At 63.5% G+C, this 16,816-nt stretch carries 14 protein-coding genes and 2 tRNA genes; 9 read left to right on the forward strand and 7 right to left on the reverse strand.

Features of this window, described 5'->3' with window-relative positions; translation table 11 throughout:
• Nucleotides 1–7 precede the first annotated feature (7 nt).
• Together AB5Y98_RS11720 and AB5Y98_RS11725 are read left to right on the forward strand one after the other, a co-directional pair.
• Entirely contained in the window at nt 8–1,357 is a 1,350-nt protein-coding gene (locus AB5Y98_RS11720) for a sensor histidine kinase (protein ID WP_010635836.1), read from the forward strand.
• 41 nt (nt 1,358–1,398) lie between these two features.
• Complete coding sequence (locus tag AB5Y98_RS11725; RefSeq protein ID WP_010635837.1) at nt 1,399–1,860, forward strand: hypothetical protein; 462 nt, start codon at nt 1,399–1,401, stop codon at nt 1,858–1,860.
• Nucleotides 1,861–2,006: 146 nt separating this feature from the next.
• Here the strand turns inward: AB5Y98_RS11725 and torA are convergent, their stop codons facing one another.
• Both torA and AB5Y98_RS11735 read right to left on the reverse strand, forming a co-directional pair.
• On the reverse strand, nt 2,007–4,487 hold the full coding sequence (torA, locus tag AB5Y98_RS11730; RefSeq protein WP_368231948.1) for a trimethylamine-N-oxide reductase TorA: 2,481 nt from the start codon (nt 4,485–4,487) through the stop codon (nt 2,007–2,009).
• Between the two features lie 22 nt (nt 4,488–4,509).
• The gene (locus tag AB5Y98_RS11735; protein ID WP_017764798.1) at nt 4,510–5,640 is read right to left on the reverse strand and encodes a NapC/NirT family cytochrome c; all 1,131 of its coding nucleotides are present in this window, start codon (nt 5,638–5,640) and stop codon (nt 4,510–4,512) included.
• Nucleotides 5,641–6,001: 361 nt separating this feature from the next.
• On the opposite strand from AB5Y98_RS11735, the gene AB5Y98_RS11740 reads away from it, so the two are divergent.
• Nucleotides 6,002–7,969, forward strand: a complete 1,968-nt coding sequence (locus tag AB5Y98_RS11740; RefSeq protein WP_368231949.1) for a DNA topoisomerase III — start codon at nt 6,002–6,004, stop codon at nt 7,967–7,969.
• Between the two features lie 40 nt (nt 7,970–8,009).
• Here the strand turns inward: AB5Y98_RS11740 and AB5Y98_RS11745 are convergent, their stop codons facing one another.
• Both AB5Y98_RS11745 and AB5Y98_RS11750 read right to left on the reverse strand, forming a co-directional pair.
• Nucleotides 8,010–8,444, reverse strand: coding sequence for a DUF417 family protein (locus tag AB5Y98_RS11745; protein ID WP_017409799.1), 435 nt, complete (start codon nt 8,442–8,444; stop codon nt 8,010–8,012).
• A gap of 13 nt (nt 8,445–8,457) precedes the next feature.
• Nucleotides 8,458–8,991, reverse strand: a complete 534-nt coding sequence (locus tag AB5Y98_RS11750; RefSeq protein WP_017409800.1) for a carboxymuconolactone decarboxylase family protein — start codon at nt 8,989–8,991, stop codon at nt 8,458–8,460.
• Between the two features lie 100 nt (nt 8,992–9,091).
• Between AB5Y98_RS11750 and AB5Y98_RS11755 the strand changes: the two genes are divergently transcribed.
• A complete protein-coding gene (locus tag AB5Y98_RS11755; protein ID WP_242761930.1) occupies nt 9,092–9,919 on the forward strand; it encodes an AraC family transcriptional regulator in 828 nt (275 codons plus the stop codon).
• Nucleotides 9,920–9,946: 27 nt separating this feature from the next.
• On the opposite strand, the gene AB5Y98_RS11760 is transcribed toward AB5Y98_RS11755, so the two are convergent.
• Both AB5Y98_RS11760 and AB5Y98_RS11765 read right to left on the reverse strand, forming a co-directional pair.
• Nucleotides 9,947–11,302, reverse strand: coding sequence for a TrkH family potassium uptake protein (locus tag AB5Y98_RS11760; protein WP_368231950.1), 1,356 nt, complete (start codon nt 11,300–11,302; stop codon nt 9,947–9,949).
• Nucleotides 11,299–11,952, reverse strand: coding sequence for a TrkA family potassium uptake protein (locus AB5Y98_RS11765; protein ID WP_005306338.1), 654 nt, complete (start codon nt 11,950–11,952; stop codon nt 11,299–11,301). The genes AB5Y98_RS11760 and AB5Y98_RS11765 overlap by 4 nt, the downstream gene beginning before the upstream one ends.
• Nucleotides 11,953–12,079: 127 nt before the next feature.
• Here AB5Y98_RS11765 and murB point away from each other — a divergent pair, with 127 nt between their 5' ends.
• Nucleotides 12,080–13,117 carry a UDP-N-acetylmuramate dehydrogenase gene (gene murB / locus AB5Y98_RS11770; protein ID WP_042050127.1) on the forward strand — a complete coding sequence of 346 codons (1,038 nt, stop codon included), beginning with the start codon at nt 12,080–12,082 and terminating at the stop codon, nt 13,115–13,117.
• The gene (gene birA / locus AB5Y98_RS11775; RefSeq protein ID WP_017764792.1) at nt 13,114–14,079 is read left to right on the forward strand and encodes a bifunctional biotin--[acetyl-CoA-carboxylase] ligase/biotin operon repressor BirA; all 966 of its coding nucleotides are present in this window, start codon (nt 13,114–13,116) and stop codon (nt 14,077–14,079) included. Before murB ends, birA begins: the two co-directional genes overlap by 4 nt.
• Nucleotides 14,080–14,153: 74 nt before the next feature.
• Here birA and coaA read toward each other — a convergent pair whose 3' ends face one another.
• Nucleotides 14,154–15,092 (reverse strand): type I pantothenate kinase, encoded by a 939-nt coding sequence (coaA, locus tag AB5Y98_RS11780; protein WP_005306328.1) that lies wholly within the window; start codon nt 15,090–15,092, stop codon nt 14,154–14,156.
• 262 nt (nt 15,093–15,354) lie between these two features.
• Here coaA and AB5Y98_RS11785 point away from each other — a divergent pair.
• The 3 genes from AB5Y98_RS11785 to tuf form a co-directional block, all read left to right on the forward strand.
• A tRNA-Tyr gene (locus AB5Y98_RS11785) sits at nt 15,355–15,439 on the forward strand.
• Between the two features lie 38 nt (nt 15,440–15,477).
• Nucleotides 15,478–15,552 (forward strand) — tRNA-Gly (locus AB5Y98_RS11790).
• A gap of 170 nt (nt 15,553–15,722) precedes the next feature.
• On the forward strand, nt 15,723–16,816 hold a 1,094-nt coding region (gene tuf, locus AB5Y98_RS11795; RefSeq protein WP_005306258.1), incomplete at its 3' end, for an elongation factor Tu.

Here is a 16,816-nt window from a genome sequence, read left to right on the forward strand (position 1 = left end):
TGGCTGAATGAGGCTGGTGCGCACCCTGCGGGGGCGGCTGGTGGTCATCGCCATGGTCTGGTGCGGCCTGTTCCTGTTTGCCACCGGCTTCAGCCTGCAGACCATGATGCGCAACTACTGGCAGGAGGCGGAGGCCGACGGCCTGCGTCTGCAGCTCTACGATCTGCTCTCCCGCCTCGAGATCCAGCCGGATGGCCTGCCGGTGGTCACCGAACCCATGGCCGATCCCCGCTTTCGCCAGCCCTACTCGGGTTACTACTGGCAACTGGAGCTGGGGGAGAGCGTGGTCAGCCGCTCCCGCTCCCTGTGGGATGTGCACCTCGACGTGCACGGCCTGAAGTCGGCCTTCGGCGACCCTGATCTGTTCGTCGGCAAGGGGCCCAACAAGGAGCCGCTGCTGATCATGACCCGTACCGTGCTGCTGCCCGGTTCGGATCGGGTGTTCACCCTGGTGATGGCCAAGGACAGCAGCGCCCTGACCCAGACCCTGAAGAAGACCCGCATCAGCCTGTTCCTCGGCCTCGGCTTTGCCGCGACCGGACTGGTGCTCGGCTTCATGTTCCAGATCGTCTACGGCCTGCGGCCGCTGCACCTGTTGCGCCGCGAATTGAGCCGGGTCCATCAGGGCCATCAGGAGGGGTTCCGGCTGCGCTACCCGCTGGAGATCCAGCCGCTGGTGGAGGACATCAACCGGCTGCTGCACCACTATGGCGAGCTGTTGCAGCGGGCCCGCTCCCACACCGGCAACCTGGCCCACGCCCTCAAGACGCCGCTCAGCATCATGCGCAACCAGGTGGCCCAGCTGCCGCCGGAGGATCAGGCCGCCCTCGGCGAGCAGCTCGATCAGATCCAGCGTCACATCGACTACCACCTCGGCAAGGCGCGGGTGACCGGCGCCGCCAAGATCCTCGGGGTGTCAACCCCGGTGCGGGCACGGGTGGAGTACATCTGCCGCGCCTTCTCCCGCCTCTATCCGGGGCGGGAAGTGGACCTGCAGGTGCCGGCCACCCTGGCGGTCGGGGTGGAGGAGCAGGACTTCGACGAGATGGTGGGCAATCTGCTGGAGAATGCCTTCAAGTGGTCGGCCGGTCATCTGCGCATCTCCAGCGCCGAGCTGGGGGGCTGGATCACCCTGCGCATCGAGGATGACGGTCCCGGCATGAGCGAGGATCAGATCGCCAAGGCGGTGCTGCGCGGGGTGCGGCTCGACGAGAAGGTGCCGGGCTCGGGCCTGGGTCTCAACATCGTCTCCGATCTGGCGGAAGCCTACCGCGGCAGCCTCATCATGGGGCGCGCCGAACTCGGCGGGCTGGCGGCTTCTCTCTCGTTGCCCAAGGTGGCAAGAGTGGAGAGCTAGGCATAAGATATGGCACCTGTTTTAGCATGAGGAAGAGAACCATGACCGATGATCCATGGGCACTGTGTCACCTCGACGATTCGTTCGATGCCTCCGTGCTGGGCACCAAGGGGGCCCAGATCCAGTGGTTTGAGGATCGCGACAGCCTGATTGCCTTCCTGCTGGAAGATTTCGTCGACCTGCTGGCCGACGTGGGCGAGCTGGATGAGGATCAGACCGAGCGGGCGCGCGAACGCTTCACCCTGCTGGTGGAGCAGAGCTTTGACGATCGCGGCCTGATGGACGCCATCAACGATCTCGCCTCCGGCCTGCGCCGCATCGCCTGGCTGGGGCCGCTCTCCGAGCTGGCCGAGCTGAGCGATGACTTCGCCTCCGGCCTGCGCCGCTATTTCTGGAGCCAGTACGACGGGGATGAAGATGACCCGGATGCCTGGGTGCCGGAAGAACTCTGGCCTCAGCTGGTGGAGTGTGCGGAAGAGTACATGGTGGAAGGGGACTTCTGATTCTGAGCCCTTGTCCGCGCTCTGGCTGCAAAGCGGGTGGAGTGTGCACAAGAGTAGATGGTTGAGGGTGGCTTCCGAGTCACACCACAAACCTAGATAAGAAAACGGCGCCTTGATGGCGCCGTTTTTGTTGCTTACTCGTCTGCTCAGGCGTTGGCTGGCACCGCGTGGGCGGTGTTGACCGGGGCCGGGCCCTGGTACTTCTCGATCTGCAGCTGGGCCATGTGACCGCAGTTGCCCTGCGCCAGGCTGGAGGTGCCCTCGTCGAAGGTGAGGCAGTTGACGTTGCCGTTCTTGCACAGGCTTCCCGCCTCGCCCGGTGTGGCCGGATCGAACCAGGCCCCTTCGCACACCCGCACCACCCCGGGGCGGATGTCGGTCGAGAGCAGGGCCCCCACCAGGATCTGGCCGCGGTCGTTGAAGGCCCGCACCAGATCGCCATCCTGGATGCCGCGTGCCTTGGCGTCGTCCGGGTGGATCAGGATCGCCTCGCGATCGGCGATGGCGAACTTGTCCCGCAGCGGGGTGTTGTCGAGCTGGGAGTGCAGCCGCTGGGTCGGGTGGGAGGTGTTGAGCGACAACGGATAGCGGGTCGCCTCCTTGCTCTTGATCCACTCCTTGGGCTCATACCACTTGGGATGGCCGGCGCAGTCGGCATAACCCATGCCGGCCACCGTGCTGGAGAAGATCTCGATCTTGCCGGACGGGGTGCCGAGCGGGTTGAGCAGCGGGTTCTCACGGAAATCGGCGTGACGGATCCACTGGCGGTTCGCCTCGGGCACCGGGAAGCGGATGTAGTTGTTGGACTCCCAGAACATGTTGAACGGCGGCAGCGCCACCCGGGCGCCGCGGGCCTGGGCGGCCATGCCGTCGTACATCTGCTTGAGCCACAGCATCTCGTCCTTGCCTTCGGTGTACTGCTCCTGCAGGCCCAGCTTGGCGGCCACGTCACGGAAGATGTCGAAGTCGTTGCGCGCCTCGAACTGGGGCGGCACGCACTGGTGCATCGGGAAGACGTAGCGCTGGGAGTAGTCGCCGCCCATCTCCAGATCGTTGCGCTCGTAGCTGGTGGTGGCCGGCAGGACGATGTCGGCGTGCTTGGCGGTGGCGGTCCAGTAGGGCTCGTGCACGATCACGGTCTGCGGCTTGCGCCAGGCCTTGACCAGGTTGTTGGTGTCCTGGTGGTGGTGGAAGGGGTTGCCGCCCGCCACGTAGACCAGCTTGATGTCCGGGTAGGTCACCTTGCGGCCGTTGAAGTCGATGGTCTTGCCGGGGTTGGCCAGACAGTCGGCGATGCGGGCCACCGGGATCGGCGCCGGCCCGTTCTTCGGCGCATTGCCGGCGGAGATGCCCGCCAGGATGCCGCCCTTGGCGGTGGGGCTGCCACCGGAAGAGTAGTGGTAGCTGAAGCCGTAACCGCCGCCCGGCAGGCCGATCTGGCCCAGCATGGCGGCCAGGGTGACCAGCATCCAGTTGGGCTGTTCGCCGTGCTGCTGCCGCTGCATGCCCCAGCCCGCCATGATCATGGTGCGCTTGGACGCCATGTCGAGGGCCAGCTGGCGGATCACCTTGGCATCGACGCCGCAGATGCTGCTGGCCCACTCGGCGCTCTTCGGCTGGCCGTCTTCCTTGCCGAGCAGATAGGTCAGGAACTTGTCGAAGCCGGTGGTGTAGCGGTCAAGGAAGGCTTGATCGTGCTTCTGCTCGCTGTAGAGGGTGTGGGCCACCCCCAGCATCATGGCCACGTCTGTGTAGGCGTTCGGTGCAATCCACTCAGCCCCGGCCAGCTTGGCGGTTTCGTTGTAGACAGGGTCGATGCTGATGATGCGGGTGCCCTTCTCCTTGAGCGCCTTGAAGCCGGCCTGACCCTCGTGATCCGGCATGTTCCAGCTGTTCTTCAGGGTGACCTGGGCGTTGACCCCCCACAGCACCACCAGTTCGGCGTGCTCGATGACGTTGGGCCAGGCGGTCTGCTGTTCATACACCTCGATGGAGCCCATCACGTGGGACATGATCACCTGGGCGGCGCCGGCGGAGTAGTCGCCGGCATAGCCGGTGAAGCCGCCCGCCAGGTTCATCAGGCGGTGCAGCAGGGTGCGGCTGTTGTGGAACATGCCGACACTCTTCCAGCCGTAGGAACCGGCGTGGATCGCCTGCGGGCCGAAGTCGCTCTGCACCCGGCTGATTTCGCCGGCTACCAGGGCGATGGCCTTCTCCCAGCTTACCCGCACCCACTCGTCGGCGCCGCGCAGCTCGGGTTTTGCCCCCGGGCCCTGCTCCAGCCAGCTCTTGCGCACCATGGGGTACTTGATGCGGTTCTTGGCGTGGACCTGGAACGGCGCCATGTCGATGAGATCGTTGGGGGCCGGATCATCGGCCACCGGCTGGACCCGCACCATGCGGCCCTCTTCGACGATGGCCTCGAAGGCCCCCCAGTGGGCGCCGGTCAGGATGCCTTTCTGGGCGGGCACCAGGGTCGGGAACTGTTCAAGTGCCGTGCTGATGGCCTTGGCCAGCGCGCTTTTCGGGAAGACGCCGGCCAGCAGCGGCAGGGCGGCGCAGGCGCCCAGCCCCTTGAGCAGATTGCGGCGGGAGAGATTGGTTTGCTTATCGGTAAAAAAAGTCATGACGATTTCCTCTGTGCCAGCCTTAGTGCGCCGCGTTCATGTCACTGGCATGTTTCTGGACGTATTGGGTCAACATGCGAGCCTGTTCCGGGGTCAGGGAGGTGCGTGATTCCATCCCCTTGATGACGCCGATCCACTGGTTGGCGTTGAAGTGATCCAGTGCGGTGAGGCCGTGGCAGCCGGTACAGTTGTTGGACATCAGGGTGGAGGCGTACTGCCACAGCTTGCCCTGATCGCCGATGAGCTGGCTCTGATCCACCCAGGCGGTCAGGCTGACCTGATGCCAGGTGAGGTTGGTGGCGCTGTCGGTTTCGCTCTTGCCGGTGGTGAGCTGTGCCTTGGCCTTGTCGCCGAGCAGGGTGCTCAGGATGCGCTTGCCGGGGGCGGCGTAGAACACCTCGCTCACCCCGTCCTGCTGCCAGCCGTCGATGCGCACCTGGGCGCGGCCGTTGTCGTTGGCCAGCACTTCCACCTGGGTGGAGGGCATCAGGGTGCCTTCGTCGGTTTTGGCGCCGGCATCCAGATAGAGCGGGGTGGTGGCGATGGCGTAACGGGTGGTGACGTTGGCCGGGGTCTGGGCGGCGGCTTGCGCCAGCTCGCTGGCACCGGCGGCGGCCAGGCCGCTCATGTCGGGCATGATGTGGGCGACGCCGCGGTGGCAGTCGATGCAGGTCTGGCCCTCCTTGATGGCGACCGGGTGCTCGGCACGGGCGTTGGGGCGCTGAGCCAGGATGTCCATGGCCGCGTAGCTGTGGCAGCTGCGGCAGGTAGCGGAGTCGTTGGCCTTCAGCTCGTCCCACACCGACTGCGCCATGCGCAGCTTGTGGGCCTCGTATTTCTCCGGCGTGTCGAGGGTGCCGATCGCCTCGTGATAGATGTCTTTCACGGCGCGGATCTTGGTCCACAGATAGGAGGTGGGATCACCCGGAATGTGGCAGTCGGCGCACTCGGCGCGGATGCCCTTCACGTTCTGGAAGTGGACGCTGCCCTGATACTCGGCCAGCGGGGTCTGCATGGAGTGACAGGAGACGCAGAACTCGGTGGAGCTGGTCTTGTGCATGACGGTCACCGTGACCCCCAGCGCTGCAACGCCCAAGAGGGCCCCGAGCAGCAGTAGCCAGAACCAGGTTTTTCTCAACAGTTTTCCAAGCATGACGGCGTTTTCCTACGTTCAAATATTACCAATATAGTAGTATCCATGGAGAGGTAGTTGATTGACCTCTGTCATGATTTATATTTTGTATTGTTATTTTAAATGCAATTATTATTTTGTTATTTATCATTTAACTGAATTTAATTTAACATTCTGCGATTTTACCGTCTTTTTGCTCCTCGTTTGAGGCATAATTGATGCCGCTGCGCCACTTTCTCTCCACTTTTTATCGTTGGGCCATGACTCCCTGCTCCCTTCTCTCGCCTGTGCAGCAGCCTGTCGTCTCGCGCCGGGCGAGGGCTTGGGCTTTGCCCGGGGCACGGTATATACTGTTCGCATATACAGTGTTCAGGTGTTTGCCATGCGACTCTTTATCGCCGAGAAGCCCAGTCTGGGGCGCGCCATTGCCGACGTGCTGCCCAAGCCCCACAAAAAGGGGGAGGGCTTCATCGAAACCGCGCAGGGGGATGTGGTGACCTGGTGCATCGGCCACCTGCTGGAGCAGGCCGAGCCCGATGCCTACGATGCCGCCTACAAGCAGTGGCGCATGGAATCCCTTCCCATCATCCCGAGCCAGTGGCAGCTGGTGGCCAAGCCGAAGACCAAGACCCAGCTCACCGTCATCAAGCGCCTGCTCAAGCAGGCCGACTGCGTGGTCAACGCCGGTGACCCGGACCGGGAGGGGCAGCTGCTGGTGGACGAGGTGATCGATTTCCTCGGCTACGGCAAAACCCGGCCGGTGCTGCGCTGCCTCATCAGCGATCTCAACCCGCCGGCGGTGCGCCGCGCCCTCGACAAGCTCAGAGACAACAAGGAGTTCGTGCCGCTGGCGGTGTCGGCGCTGGCCCGCAGCCGGGCCGACTGGCTCTACGGCATCAACATGACCCGCGCCTATACCCTGCTTGGTCGCAAGGGGGGTTGCAGCGAGCTGCTCTCGGTCGGCCGGGTACAGACACCGCTGCTGGGGCTGGTGGTGCGGCGGGATCTCGAGATAGAGGCCTTTGTGCCCAAACCCTTCTTCGAGGTGCTGGCCCATCTACAGACCGAGGGCAACGAACGCTTCAGCGCCAAGTGGCTGCCCTCCGAGGCCTGTCTGCCCTGGCAGGACGAGGAGGGGCGGGTGCTCAACCGGGCACTGGCCGCCAAGGTAATGGAGCGGATCCAGGGTCAACCCGCACTGGTGGAAGAGGTGGAGGAGCAGGCCCGCAAGCAGGCGGCGCCGCTGCCCTACAACCTCTCCAGCCTGCAGATCGATGCCGCCAAGCGGTTCGGCATGGACGCCAAGCGGGTGCTGGACGTCTGCCAGAGCCTCTATGAACGGCACAAGCTCATCACCTACCCCAGATCCGACAGCCGCCATCTGCCGAGCGAGCACTTCAATCGGGCCGGCCAGGTGCGGGAGGCCATCGCCAGCACGGCGCCGGCGCTGGCCAGGGCGGTGAGCGAGGCGGACGGCAAGATCCGCAGCAAGGCGTGGAACGACAGCAAGGTGGATGCCCACCACGCCATCATCCCCACCGAGAAGCACGGCAACGAGGGGGGCCTGAGTGGCGATGAAGCCAGGCTGTATGGCCTGATTGCCCGCCAGTATCTGCTGCAGTTCTACCCGCCGTTCGAGTACAACGACAGCAAGGTGCTGCTGCGCATCGCCGGCGGGCAGTTTCAGGCCAAGGCGCGGCGGATCCTCAAGGCGGGCTGGAAGGCGCTGCTGGGGGTGGAGGAAGATGACGAGGAGGAGGCGGGAACCCTGCCTGCCCTGCGTCAGGGCGAGCAGCTGCTGTGCGAGCGGGGGGAGCTGCTGGAGAAGATGACCCAGCCGCCCAAGTCGTTCACCGATGCCACCCTGCTAGCCGCCATGACCGGCATCGCCCGCTACGTGCAGGATCCCGAGATCCGCAAGACTCTGCGCGAAACCGACGGCCTCGGCACCGAGGCGACCCGGGCCGGCATCATCGACCTGCTGTTCAAGCGCCGCTTTCTGGTGCGCCAGGGCAAGAGCATCAAGGCGACCCCCACCGGGCGGGCATTGATCCAGGCCCTGCCGGCCACGGCCACCACCCCGGACATGACGGCGCTGTGGGAGCAGCACCTCGGCCGGATTGCCGAGCGACAGGCGAGCTATCAGCAGTTCATGGGGCCGCTCACCGAGCAGCTGAACGGTTTGATCGACGGCGCCAGGCAGGATTCGGGGGCCAGCTTCAGCGCCCTGCCCAAGGCATCGCCCGGGGCCGACAAGCGTCGCTTCACCAAACGCAAGCGCAGCCCGGCGAGTGGTGGCACGACGGGGGCAGGCAAGCGGGGGAGCAAGCGGCCAGCCAGGGCCGCCTGATAAAAAAACGCCCCTTCCGGGGCGTAAAAAGGCATTGTCGTCAGGCGTCGGCCAGTCTGGCGCGACTCAAATTCAGGTAGTGCCAGGCAACGCCGAGCAGCACCAGATCCTTGAAAATAAAGAACTCGGTGACCGGCACCCCGTCGACCAGCTTCCAGACGCCCGGCAGGGTTAGCAGAAAGCTGAGGGTCACGAGGAAGGTCAGGATGGCCCCCAGGCTGCTCCAGTAGCCCAGACGTGGCCGCCACAGGCCGGCAATCAAGCCGCCGGCGATCAGGATCTCGACCAGCCCGATCAGATTGGAGACTGCCTGCTCCGAGAGCACGGCATAGAGCCAGCTCATCAGCGGGTGGCTTGCCACCAGCGGCCGGATGGCCGCCGCCTCGGTCGGCGTGAACTTGAACACGCCGATCCAGAGCAGGGTCAGTACCACCCCCGCGAGGGCGATCAGAAAACCTCGGTCATGACGTTCCATTTCTGCTCCTCTGTCATGGGGTGAGCGTGACGGGCGGAAAGTCGATGTCGGTTTCTGCCAGATGATTGCCGTAGTTGGTCAGGGTATTGATGACCACCTGCCCCAGCACCTCCATCATCAGCTCATCATCCACGCCCGCCGCCCGGGCGGCGGCCAGTTGCGCATCACTGATGACACCGCGCTGGGTGACCAGGGCGACCGCCAGCTGCAACAGGGCGTGATCGAGCGGATCCGCCGCCTGAGCGAGACGGGCAGCCCGGATGGCGTCGTCATCGAAACCGGCCCGGCCAGCCAGCAGGGTGTGGGCCGACAGGCAGTACTGGCAGGCGTTGGCCTGACCGATGGCCAGTGCCAGCAGCTCCCGCTGGCGGGCGCTGAGCCGCCCCTTGCCCAGCGCATCGGCAAAGCCGAGCAGACCGTTGAGCAGGGCCGGTGAGTGGGCCAGGGTTGCGTAGAGGTTGGGGACCATGCCCAGGCTGCTTTTAAGAGCGGCGAAGGTGGGGGCGGCTGCCGGTTTGGGCTGCACGACGGCGTGAATGCGACTCATGATGTGCTCCTGTTTGGGTTGGGTACGGGAGACACTATGCCGGTTTTAATGGTACGGTTTATCACCCAGAGTCCATCATTGACTACCAGGCGTCTCAAATATGGATCCACTCTCGATATTGCTGGCCCATGCCGCTCCCCAGGCCAGTCTCTTTTTCGCCGGCAACCTGTGTCAGCACTCTCACAGCAGCGACTATCCCGCCGGCGGCCATCTGCACTTGTTGCGCCGTGGCGAACTGCTGCTGCGCGAAGAGGGGGGTGAACCCCTGTTGCTGACCGAGCCGACCCTGATCCTCTACGCCAGGGGGCAGGCTCACAGGCTCGAACCCCGCCAGCTGGCGGGCTGCGACCTGGTGTGTGCCAGCGTGTCGTTCGGGCCGGCAGGAGACTCACCACTGCAGCTGGCGTTGCCGGATACCTTGGTGCTGCCGCTGCAGACGATCCCGGCCATTGCGCCGGTACTGACCCTGCTGTTCGAGGAGGCCTTCGCCGAGCGTTACGGTCAGCCGCCGATCCTCTCCCGTCTGCTGGAGGTGCTGCTGATCCTCTTGCTGCGTCATCTGGTGGAACAGGGGCTCTGCCGGCAGGGGATGTTGGCCGGTCTCTCCGACCCGCGACTGGCTCGGGCCATCGCGGCCATGCATCAGCGCGGGGACGAGCCCTGGACGGTGGCGACCCTGGCGCGGGAGGCGGGCATGTCGCGCGCCCGCTTCGCCGCTCATTTTCAGGCGCTGACCGGGCAGACGCCGCTGGACTATCTGACGCGCTGGCGGATGGTGCTGGCCAGTCAGCAGCTGCTGGCGGGGGAGTCCATTACCCAGGTGGCGCTGGGGGCGGGGTACAGCGGGGGCACCGCCTTCGGGCGGGCGTTCGAGCGGGAGTTTGGCATGAGCCCGGGGCGCTGGCTCAAGGCGCGGCAGCGCGAGTGACCGGGGCCGCGACGGGCCCCGGTGTCATCAGCCGGTGTAGACGGTCTCTTCCGGGTACTTGATGCGGGTTTCGACCGGGCGAGCCAGCATGAAGGCCAGAGTCAGCGGGCCGAGACGGCCACAGATCATCACCAGCACTAGGATGAGCTTGCCAGGCTCGCTCAGGGTGGCGGTGATGCCGGTGGAGAGCCCCACGGTGGCAAACGCCGAGATGGTCTCGAACATGATCTTGTCGAAGGTCTGCTGCTCGGTGAGCATCAGCAGGAACATGGCCAGCATCAGCACCATGGTGCTGACCATGATGATGGCCAGCGATCGGGTCACTATCTGGGACGAGAGGGTGCGGCCAAAGGCGGTGACATGGGGGCGCTTGGTCAGAAACGCCTTGGTCGCCAGCAGCACCACCGCGAAGGTGGTCACCTTGATACCGCCACCGGTGGAGGTAGCGCCCGCCCCGATGAACATCAGCATCATCAGAAACAGCAGGGCGGCCGGGGTCATCAGGCCGATGTCGATGGTGTTGAAACCTGCGGTACGGGCGCTGGCAGACTGGAAGAAGGCCGCCAGCCACTGGCCGCCGAAGGAGACCTTGCCGAGGGTGCCCGGGTTGTTGTGCTCCAGCAGCCAGAACATCAGGGTTCCCAGCAGCAGCAGACCCGGGGTCATGATCAGCATCAGCTTGCTGTGCAGCTTGAGCTTGCGCCAGCGGCGGTTGCGCACCAGATCGACGATGACGGTGAAGCCGATCCCGCCGAGGATCAGCAGACCGGCGATGGTCAGACTGATGACGGGGTCGTCCCGGTAGTCCATGAGATTGTTGGCAAACAGCGAGAAGCCGGCGTTGTTGAAGGCCGACACTGCGTGGAAGAAGCTGACGTAGAGGCCGCGCTCCCACCCCATCTCGGGCACCCAGCGAATGGCCATCAGGGCGGTGCCGATGAGCTGGGCGATGAAGGCGAACAGCACGATGCGCTTCACCAGCTGGATGATGTTGACCGAGCCCTCCTGGCCCAGCGCCTCCTTGGCCAGCACCTGCTGGCGCAGGCCGACCCGTTTGCTGAACATGGCGATGAGCAGCAGGGTCATGGTCATCTGGCCCAGGCCGCCAATCTCCATCAGCATCAGCAGGAAGATCTGTCCCTGCAGGGTGAAGGCGGTACCGGTGTCCACCACCCCGAGCCCGGTCACGCTGATGGCCGAGGTGGCGGTGAACAGGGCATTGATGAAGCTCACCTGGCCGTTGTGGCTGGAAGGCTGCACCAGAAACAGGGTGCCGATCAGCAGGATGACCAGAAAACTGCCGAGGATCAGCTTGGCTTCACTCCAGCGGGACTCGTCTTCCCGCTGCAGGGCAAAGGCGTAGCTGCTGCGCCAGCGGGTCATAGGGTTTCCAGCCAGTGGTCGATGGCGTGCTTGTTGCCGGCCAGGATCAGGATGTCACCCAGCTGCAGCTCCATCTTGCCGGTCAGCACGTTGTGCAGGGTTTCGCCACGCTTGATGGCGAGCAGCTGGAATTCGCTCTGCTGCAGCAGATGGAAGTCGCTGAGGGCCCGACCGTTCAACTGCAGGCCGATGACAAACTCGGTCAGCACCATGTCGTGACCCAGCTCCAGATAGTCGAACAGCCGGTTATCCAGCATGCTCTGGGCGACCCGACGACCCATGTCCCACTCCGGGTTGATCACCTTGTCGGCACCCACCTTCTGCAGGATCTTGGCGTGGAACTTGTCGCGCGCCTTGACCCAGACCTTCTTCACCCCTGCCTCCTTGAGGACAAGGGTGGTGAGTATGCTGGTCTCGAGGTTGTCACCGATGGCGACGAAGACGATGTCGAAGTCGGCCAGGCCCAGTTCGGCGACGGTGGCCTCGTCGGTGGCGTCGGCCACGATGACGTGGTTGCAGAGGGTGGCGATCTGGCGGGTCTTGCTCTCGTCGATGTCAATCGCCAGCACCTCGGCATCCTGGCGCTGCAGCTCTTCACACAACGCGCTGCCAAACAGCCCCAGGCCGATGACGGCAAATTGGTTGTTCATGAGTACTTCCTCAAGAGTCGGAGCGAGATACTCTACTCCAGCTATATGAGTCCGAAAAGAGGGCGGGATTTTTCGTCCGGCGGCAATATAAGGTAGACTGCCCGCTTGCCATTGTCGGAACACGCAGATGAAACTCACCCCGCACGCCTCCCTGTTGACGCTCAACACCCTCGCCCTCGATGCCCACTGCCACTGGCTGGCCGAAGTGGAGCAAACCGACGACCTGCCGCAGCTGGTTGCCAACGCCGAGCTGGCCGGCTTGCCGCGGCTGGTGCTGGGCGGTGGCAGCAACGTGCTGTTTTGCGATGACTTCGCCGGGGTGGTGGTGCTCAACCGGCTCAAGGGGATAGCGCTGCAGGATGAGGGAGATTACTGGCTGCTGCACGTAGCCGCCGGCGAGAACTGGCACGAGCTGGTGTGCCACACCCTGCAGCAGGGCTGGTACGGTCTCGAAAACCTGGCGCTCATCCCCGGCACGGTCGGGGCGGCACCGGTGCAGAACATCGGCGCCTACGGGGTCGAGCTGGCCAGCGTCTGTGCCTACGTCGAGGCGTTCAACTGGCAGAGCGGCGAGATGGAGCGCATCGCCGCGGCCGACTGCCGCTTCGGTTATCGCGACAGCATCTTCAAGCACGAGTATCAGGACAGCCACTTCATCACTGCGGTCGGTCTGCGACTGGCCAAGGCCTGGCAGCCAAGCCAGGGCTATGGTCCGCTGGCCGCACTGGGCGAACAGCCCTCGGCACAGGCCATCTTCGACACCGTCTGCGCCACCCGCATGGCCAAGCTGCCGGATCCGGCCGTGCTTGGCAACGCGGGCAGTTTCTTCAAGAATCCGGTGGTGCCTGCCGCGCTGGCGGCGTCGCTCAAGCTGAAATATCCCCAGATGCCGCTCTATCCGGCGGGTGAAGGGCTGGCCAAGCTGGCTGCGGGCTGGCTCATCGATCAGTGCGGCCTCAAGGGCTTTGCCATCGGCCGTGCCGCCGTCCATCAGGAGCAGGCGCTGGTGCTGGTCAATCTGGGCGGCGCCAGCGCCATGGAGCTGATCGCGCTGGCGGCCCACGTGCGTGACAGCGTGGAGCAGAAATTTGGGGTGGTGCTGGAGCACGAGGTGCGCTTCATGGGCCGCCGTGGTGAAACTTGGCTCGACGAGGTACTGGCATGACCCTGACTCCCATCCGGCAAACCCTGATCTCTCTGCTCAGCGACGGGCAATTCCACTCCGGTGAGCAGCTTGGCGAGCAGCTCGGCATCAGTCGGGCGGCGGTCAGCAAGCACATGGCGGCGCTCAAGGAGCTGGGACTGGATCTCTTCAGCCTGACCGGCAAGGGGTACCGGCTGGCGGTGCCGATGGCGCTCTATGACGAAGAGCAGCTGCAGGCGCTGGCGCCCATGGCACCGGTGCACTGCTTCCCGGTCATCGACTCCACCAACCAGTACCTGCTGGAGCGGGTCAACCAGCTGCAGTCGGGCGAGAGCTGCCTGGCCGAGTGCCAGACCGCCGGGCGCGGCCGGCGCGGCAAGCCCTGGGTTTCCCCCTTCGGCTGCCAGCTGATCTTGAGCATGTACTGGCGGCTGGAGCAGGGCATGGCGGCGGCCATGGGGCTGAGTCTGGCGGTCGGGGTGGCCGTGGTGCAGGCGCTGGAGTCCCTCGGTTATCCGGGAGTTGAGCTCAAGTGGCCCAACGATCTCTACTATCAGGGCCGCAAACTGGCGGGCATTCTGGTGGAGATGAGCGGTAGCGCCGGCGCCAGCTGCCACCTGGTGATCGGGGTCGGCCTCAACCTGGCGATGCCGAGCCGGGAGGCGGAGCGGATCGATCAGGCCTGGTCCGAATTGCGCCACATCCAGCCGGAACTGGTGGACCGCAATCTGCTGGCCGGCCGGGTGATTGAACATCTGCAGCAGGCCATGCTCACCTTCGAACAGGAGGGGCTCGCCAGCTTCGTGGCAGACTGGAACCGGCTCGACCACTTCGCCGGCCGGCCGGTGCGACTGCTGATGGGCGAGCAGGAGATCCGCGGCGTGGCGCGCGGCATCGATGATCGCGGTGCGCTGCGGCTGGAGACGGAGGAGGGGATCAAGTTCTATCTGGGCGGGGAGATCTCCCTGCGCCGGGGAGACTGATGGCGGCGCTGACCGTCACCCAATGAAGAGGGGGCCTGCGGGCCCCCTCTTCATTGATGGGTGAGCTGCCGCCGTTACTTGCGCAGCTTGATCTGCTCGATGGCGTGCTCGTTGCCCTTGGTCAGGATCAGGTTGGCCCGCTCCCGGGTAGGCAGGATGTTCTCTTTCAAATTCAGATAGTTGATATCTTGCCAGATGTTGCTGGCGATCTTGGTCGCCTCGCTCTCGGCCAGCTTGGCGTAGTGGTGGAAGTAGGAGTCCGGATCCGAGAAGGCGCCGCTGCGAAATTTGAGGAAACGCTCGATATACCAGGTGCGCAGCAGTTCGGCGTCGGCATCCACATAGATGGAGAAGTCGACGAAGTCCGACACGAACACGCGGTGCGGATCCTGCGGGTAGTCCATGCCGCTTTGCAGCACATTGAGCCCTTCCAGGATCAGGATGTCCGGCTGCTCCACCACCTTCTTCTCATCCGGAATGATGTCGTAGATGAGGTGAGAGTAGACGGGGGCCTCGACTTTCTCGTGGCCGGCACGGATGTTGGCGACAAACTCCACCAGATGACGGATGTCGTAGGACTCCGGGAACCCCTTGCGGCGCATCAGGCCGCGCTCTTCCAGCACCTTGTTGGGGTAGAGAAAGCCGTCGGTGGTGACCAGCTCCACCCGCGGGTGCTCCGGCCAGCGCTCCAGCAGCGCTTGCATGATGCGCGCCGTGGTACTTTTACCACCCGCCACACTGCCGGCGATGCTGATGATGTAGGTGCCTTTGCCGCGAGACTGACCGAGGAACTGTTCCAGCACCCGGCTGCGGCGCTGCTTGGCCTTGACGTAGAGATTGAGCAGACGGGAGAGGGGCAGATAGATCTCTTCCACCTCCTGCAATGACACCTTCTCGTTGATCCCGCGCAGGGTCTGCAGATCGTGCTCGGTCAGGGTCAAAGGGACCGAGTCGCGCAATAACGCCCATTGTTCGCGGGTGAATTGCAGATAGGGGTTATGCTCTGTCGTCATGGTGTCGTCACTGTTTCTTGGGCAGGGCGACCATACACCAAGGGGGGCGGGAGCGACAAGAGAAGCGACGGTTTCGAGCGGAGAGTGAGTCCTTTTTTGCCTGGTTCCTGGCAATAATGCACATTTTGCAAGGCGCAATGGTTGCATCCCCAAAATCCTTACCATAAAATGCGCGACGCTTAGATGTCTGTCGTCTATTTGCCCAGCAAAAGCGATAAATCAACGGGTGCAAGCAGAATTACCGTTGTGACATTGACGTAACGGAGGGGTTCCCGAGCGGCCAAAGGGATCAGACTGTAAATCTGACGGCTCTGCCTTCGAAGGTTCGAATCCTTCTCCCTCCACCATATTTCTCTGCGGTTTGAGTTCTTTGGGTTAGAGAAATGCGGGCATCGTATAATGGCTATTACCTCAGCCTTCCAAGCTGATGATGCGGGTTCGATTCCCGCTGCCCGCTCCAAGATGCTGATTGGCTCAGGCGATAGCAGAGTCACACCCTAGGGTGAGTTCGGCAATCGAACCAGCCTGTCAGCACCAGCCTCTCTTCCCCACCAGATTCAAATCCATCATATAAACTGTTCTGTGGTTAGCTTGCCACCGCGTACTCAGCGTTAGTTTAGAGGGACGATCATGTCTAAAGAAAAATTTGAGCGTAATAAACCGCACGTTAACGTGGGTACCATCGGCCACGTTGACCACGGTAAAACCACCCTGACCGCCGCCATCACCAACGTGCTGGCCAAGCACTTCGGTGGTAAAGCTTTCGCCTTCGACCAGATCGACAAGGCACCGGAAGAGCGTGAGCGTGGTATCACCATCAACACCTCCCACGTAGAATACGACACCGCTACCCGTCACTACGCCCACGTAGACTGCCCGGGTCACGCCGACTACGTTAAAAACATGATCACCGGTGCTGCCCAGATGGACGGCGCGATCCTGGTAGTAGCAGCGACTGACGGCCCGATGCCGCAGACTCGTGAGCACATCCTGCTGGGTCGTCAGGTAGGCGTTCCGTACATCATCGTGTTCATGAACAAGTGCGACATGGTAGATGACGAAGAGCTGCTGGAACTGGTCGAGATGGAAGTTCGCGAACTGCTGTCCGAGTACGACTTCCCGGGTGATGACCTGCCGGTAGTCCGTGGTTCCGCACTGAAAGCGCTGGAAGGCGAAGCTCAGTGGGAAGAGAAGATCCTGGAACTGGCTGGCCACCTGGACACCTACATTCCGGAGCCGGAGCGCGCAATTGACCAGCCGTTCCTGATGCCGATCGAAGACGTATTCTCCATCGCAGGCCGTGGTACCGTAGTAACCGGTCGTGTAGAGCGCGGCATCGTTAAAGTTGGTGAAGAAGTGGAAATCGTTGGTATCAAAGATACCACCAAGACCACCTGTACCGGCGTTGAAATGTTCCGCAAACTGCTGGACGAAGGTCGTGCAGGTGAGAACGTTGGCGCGCTGCTGCGTGGCGTGAAGCGTGAAGACGTAGAGCGTGGTCAGGTACTGGCCAAGCCGGGCACCATCAAGCCGCACACCAAGTTCGAATCTGAAGTGTACGTGCTGTCCAAAGAAGAAGGTGGTCGTCACACCCCGTTCTTCAAAGGCTACCGTCCGCAGTTCTACTTCCGTACTACCGACGTGACCGGTACCATCGAACTGCCGGAAGGCGTAGAGATGGTAATGCCGGGCGACAACATCAAGATGGTTGTTACCCTGATTGC

Origin of the sequence: Aeromonas sp. s3, from assembly GCF_040907805.1 — a bacterium.
Lineage (GTDB): Bacteria > Pseudomonadota > Gammaproteobacteria > Enterobacterales > Aeromonadaceae > Aeromonas > Aeromonas dhakensis.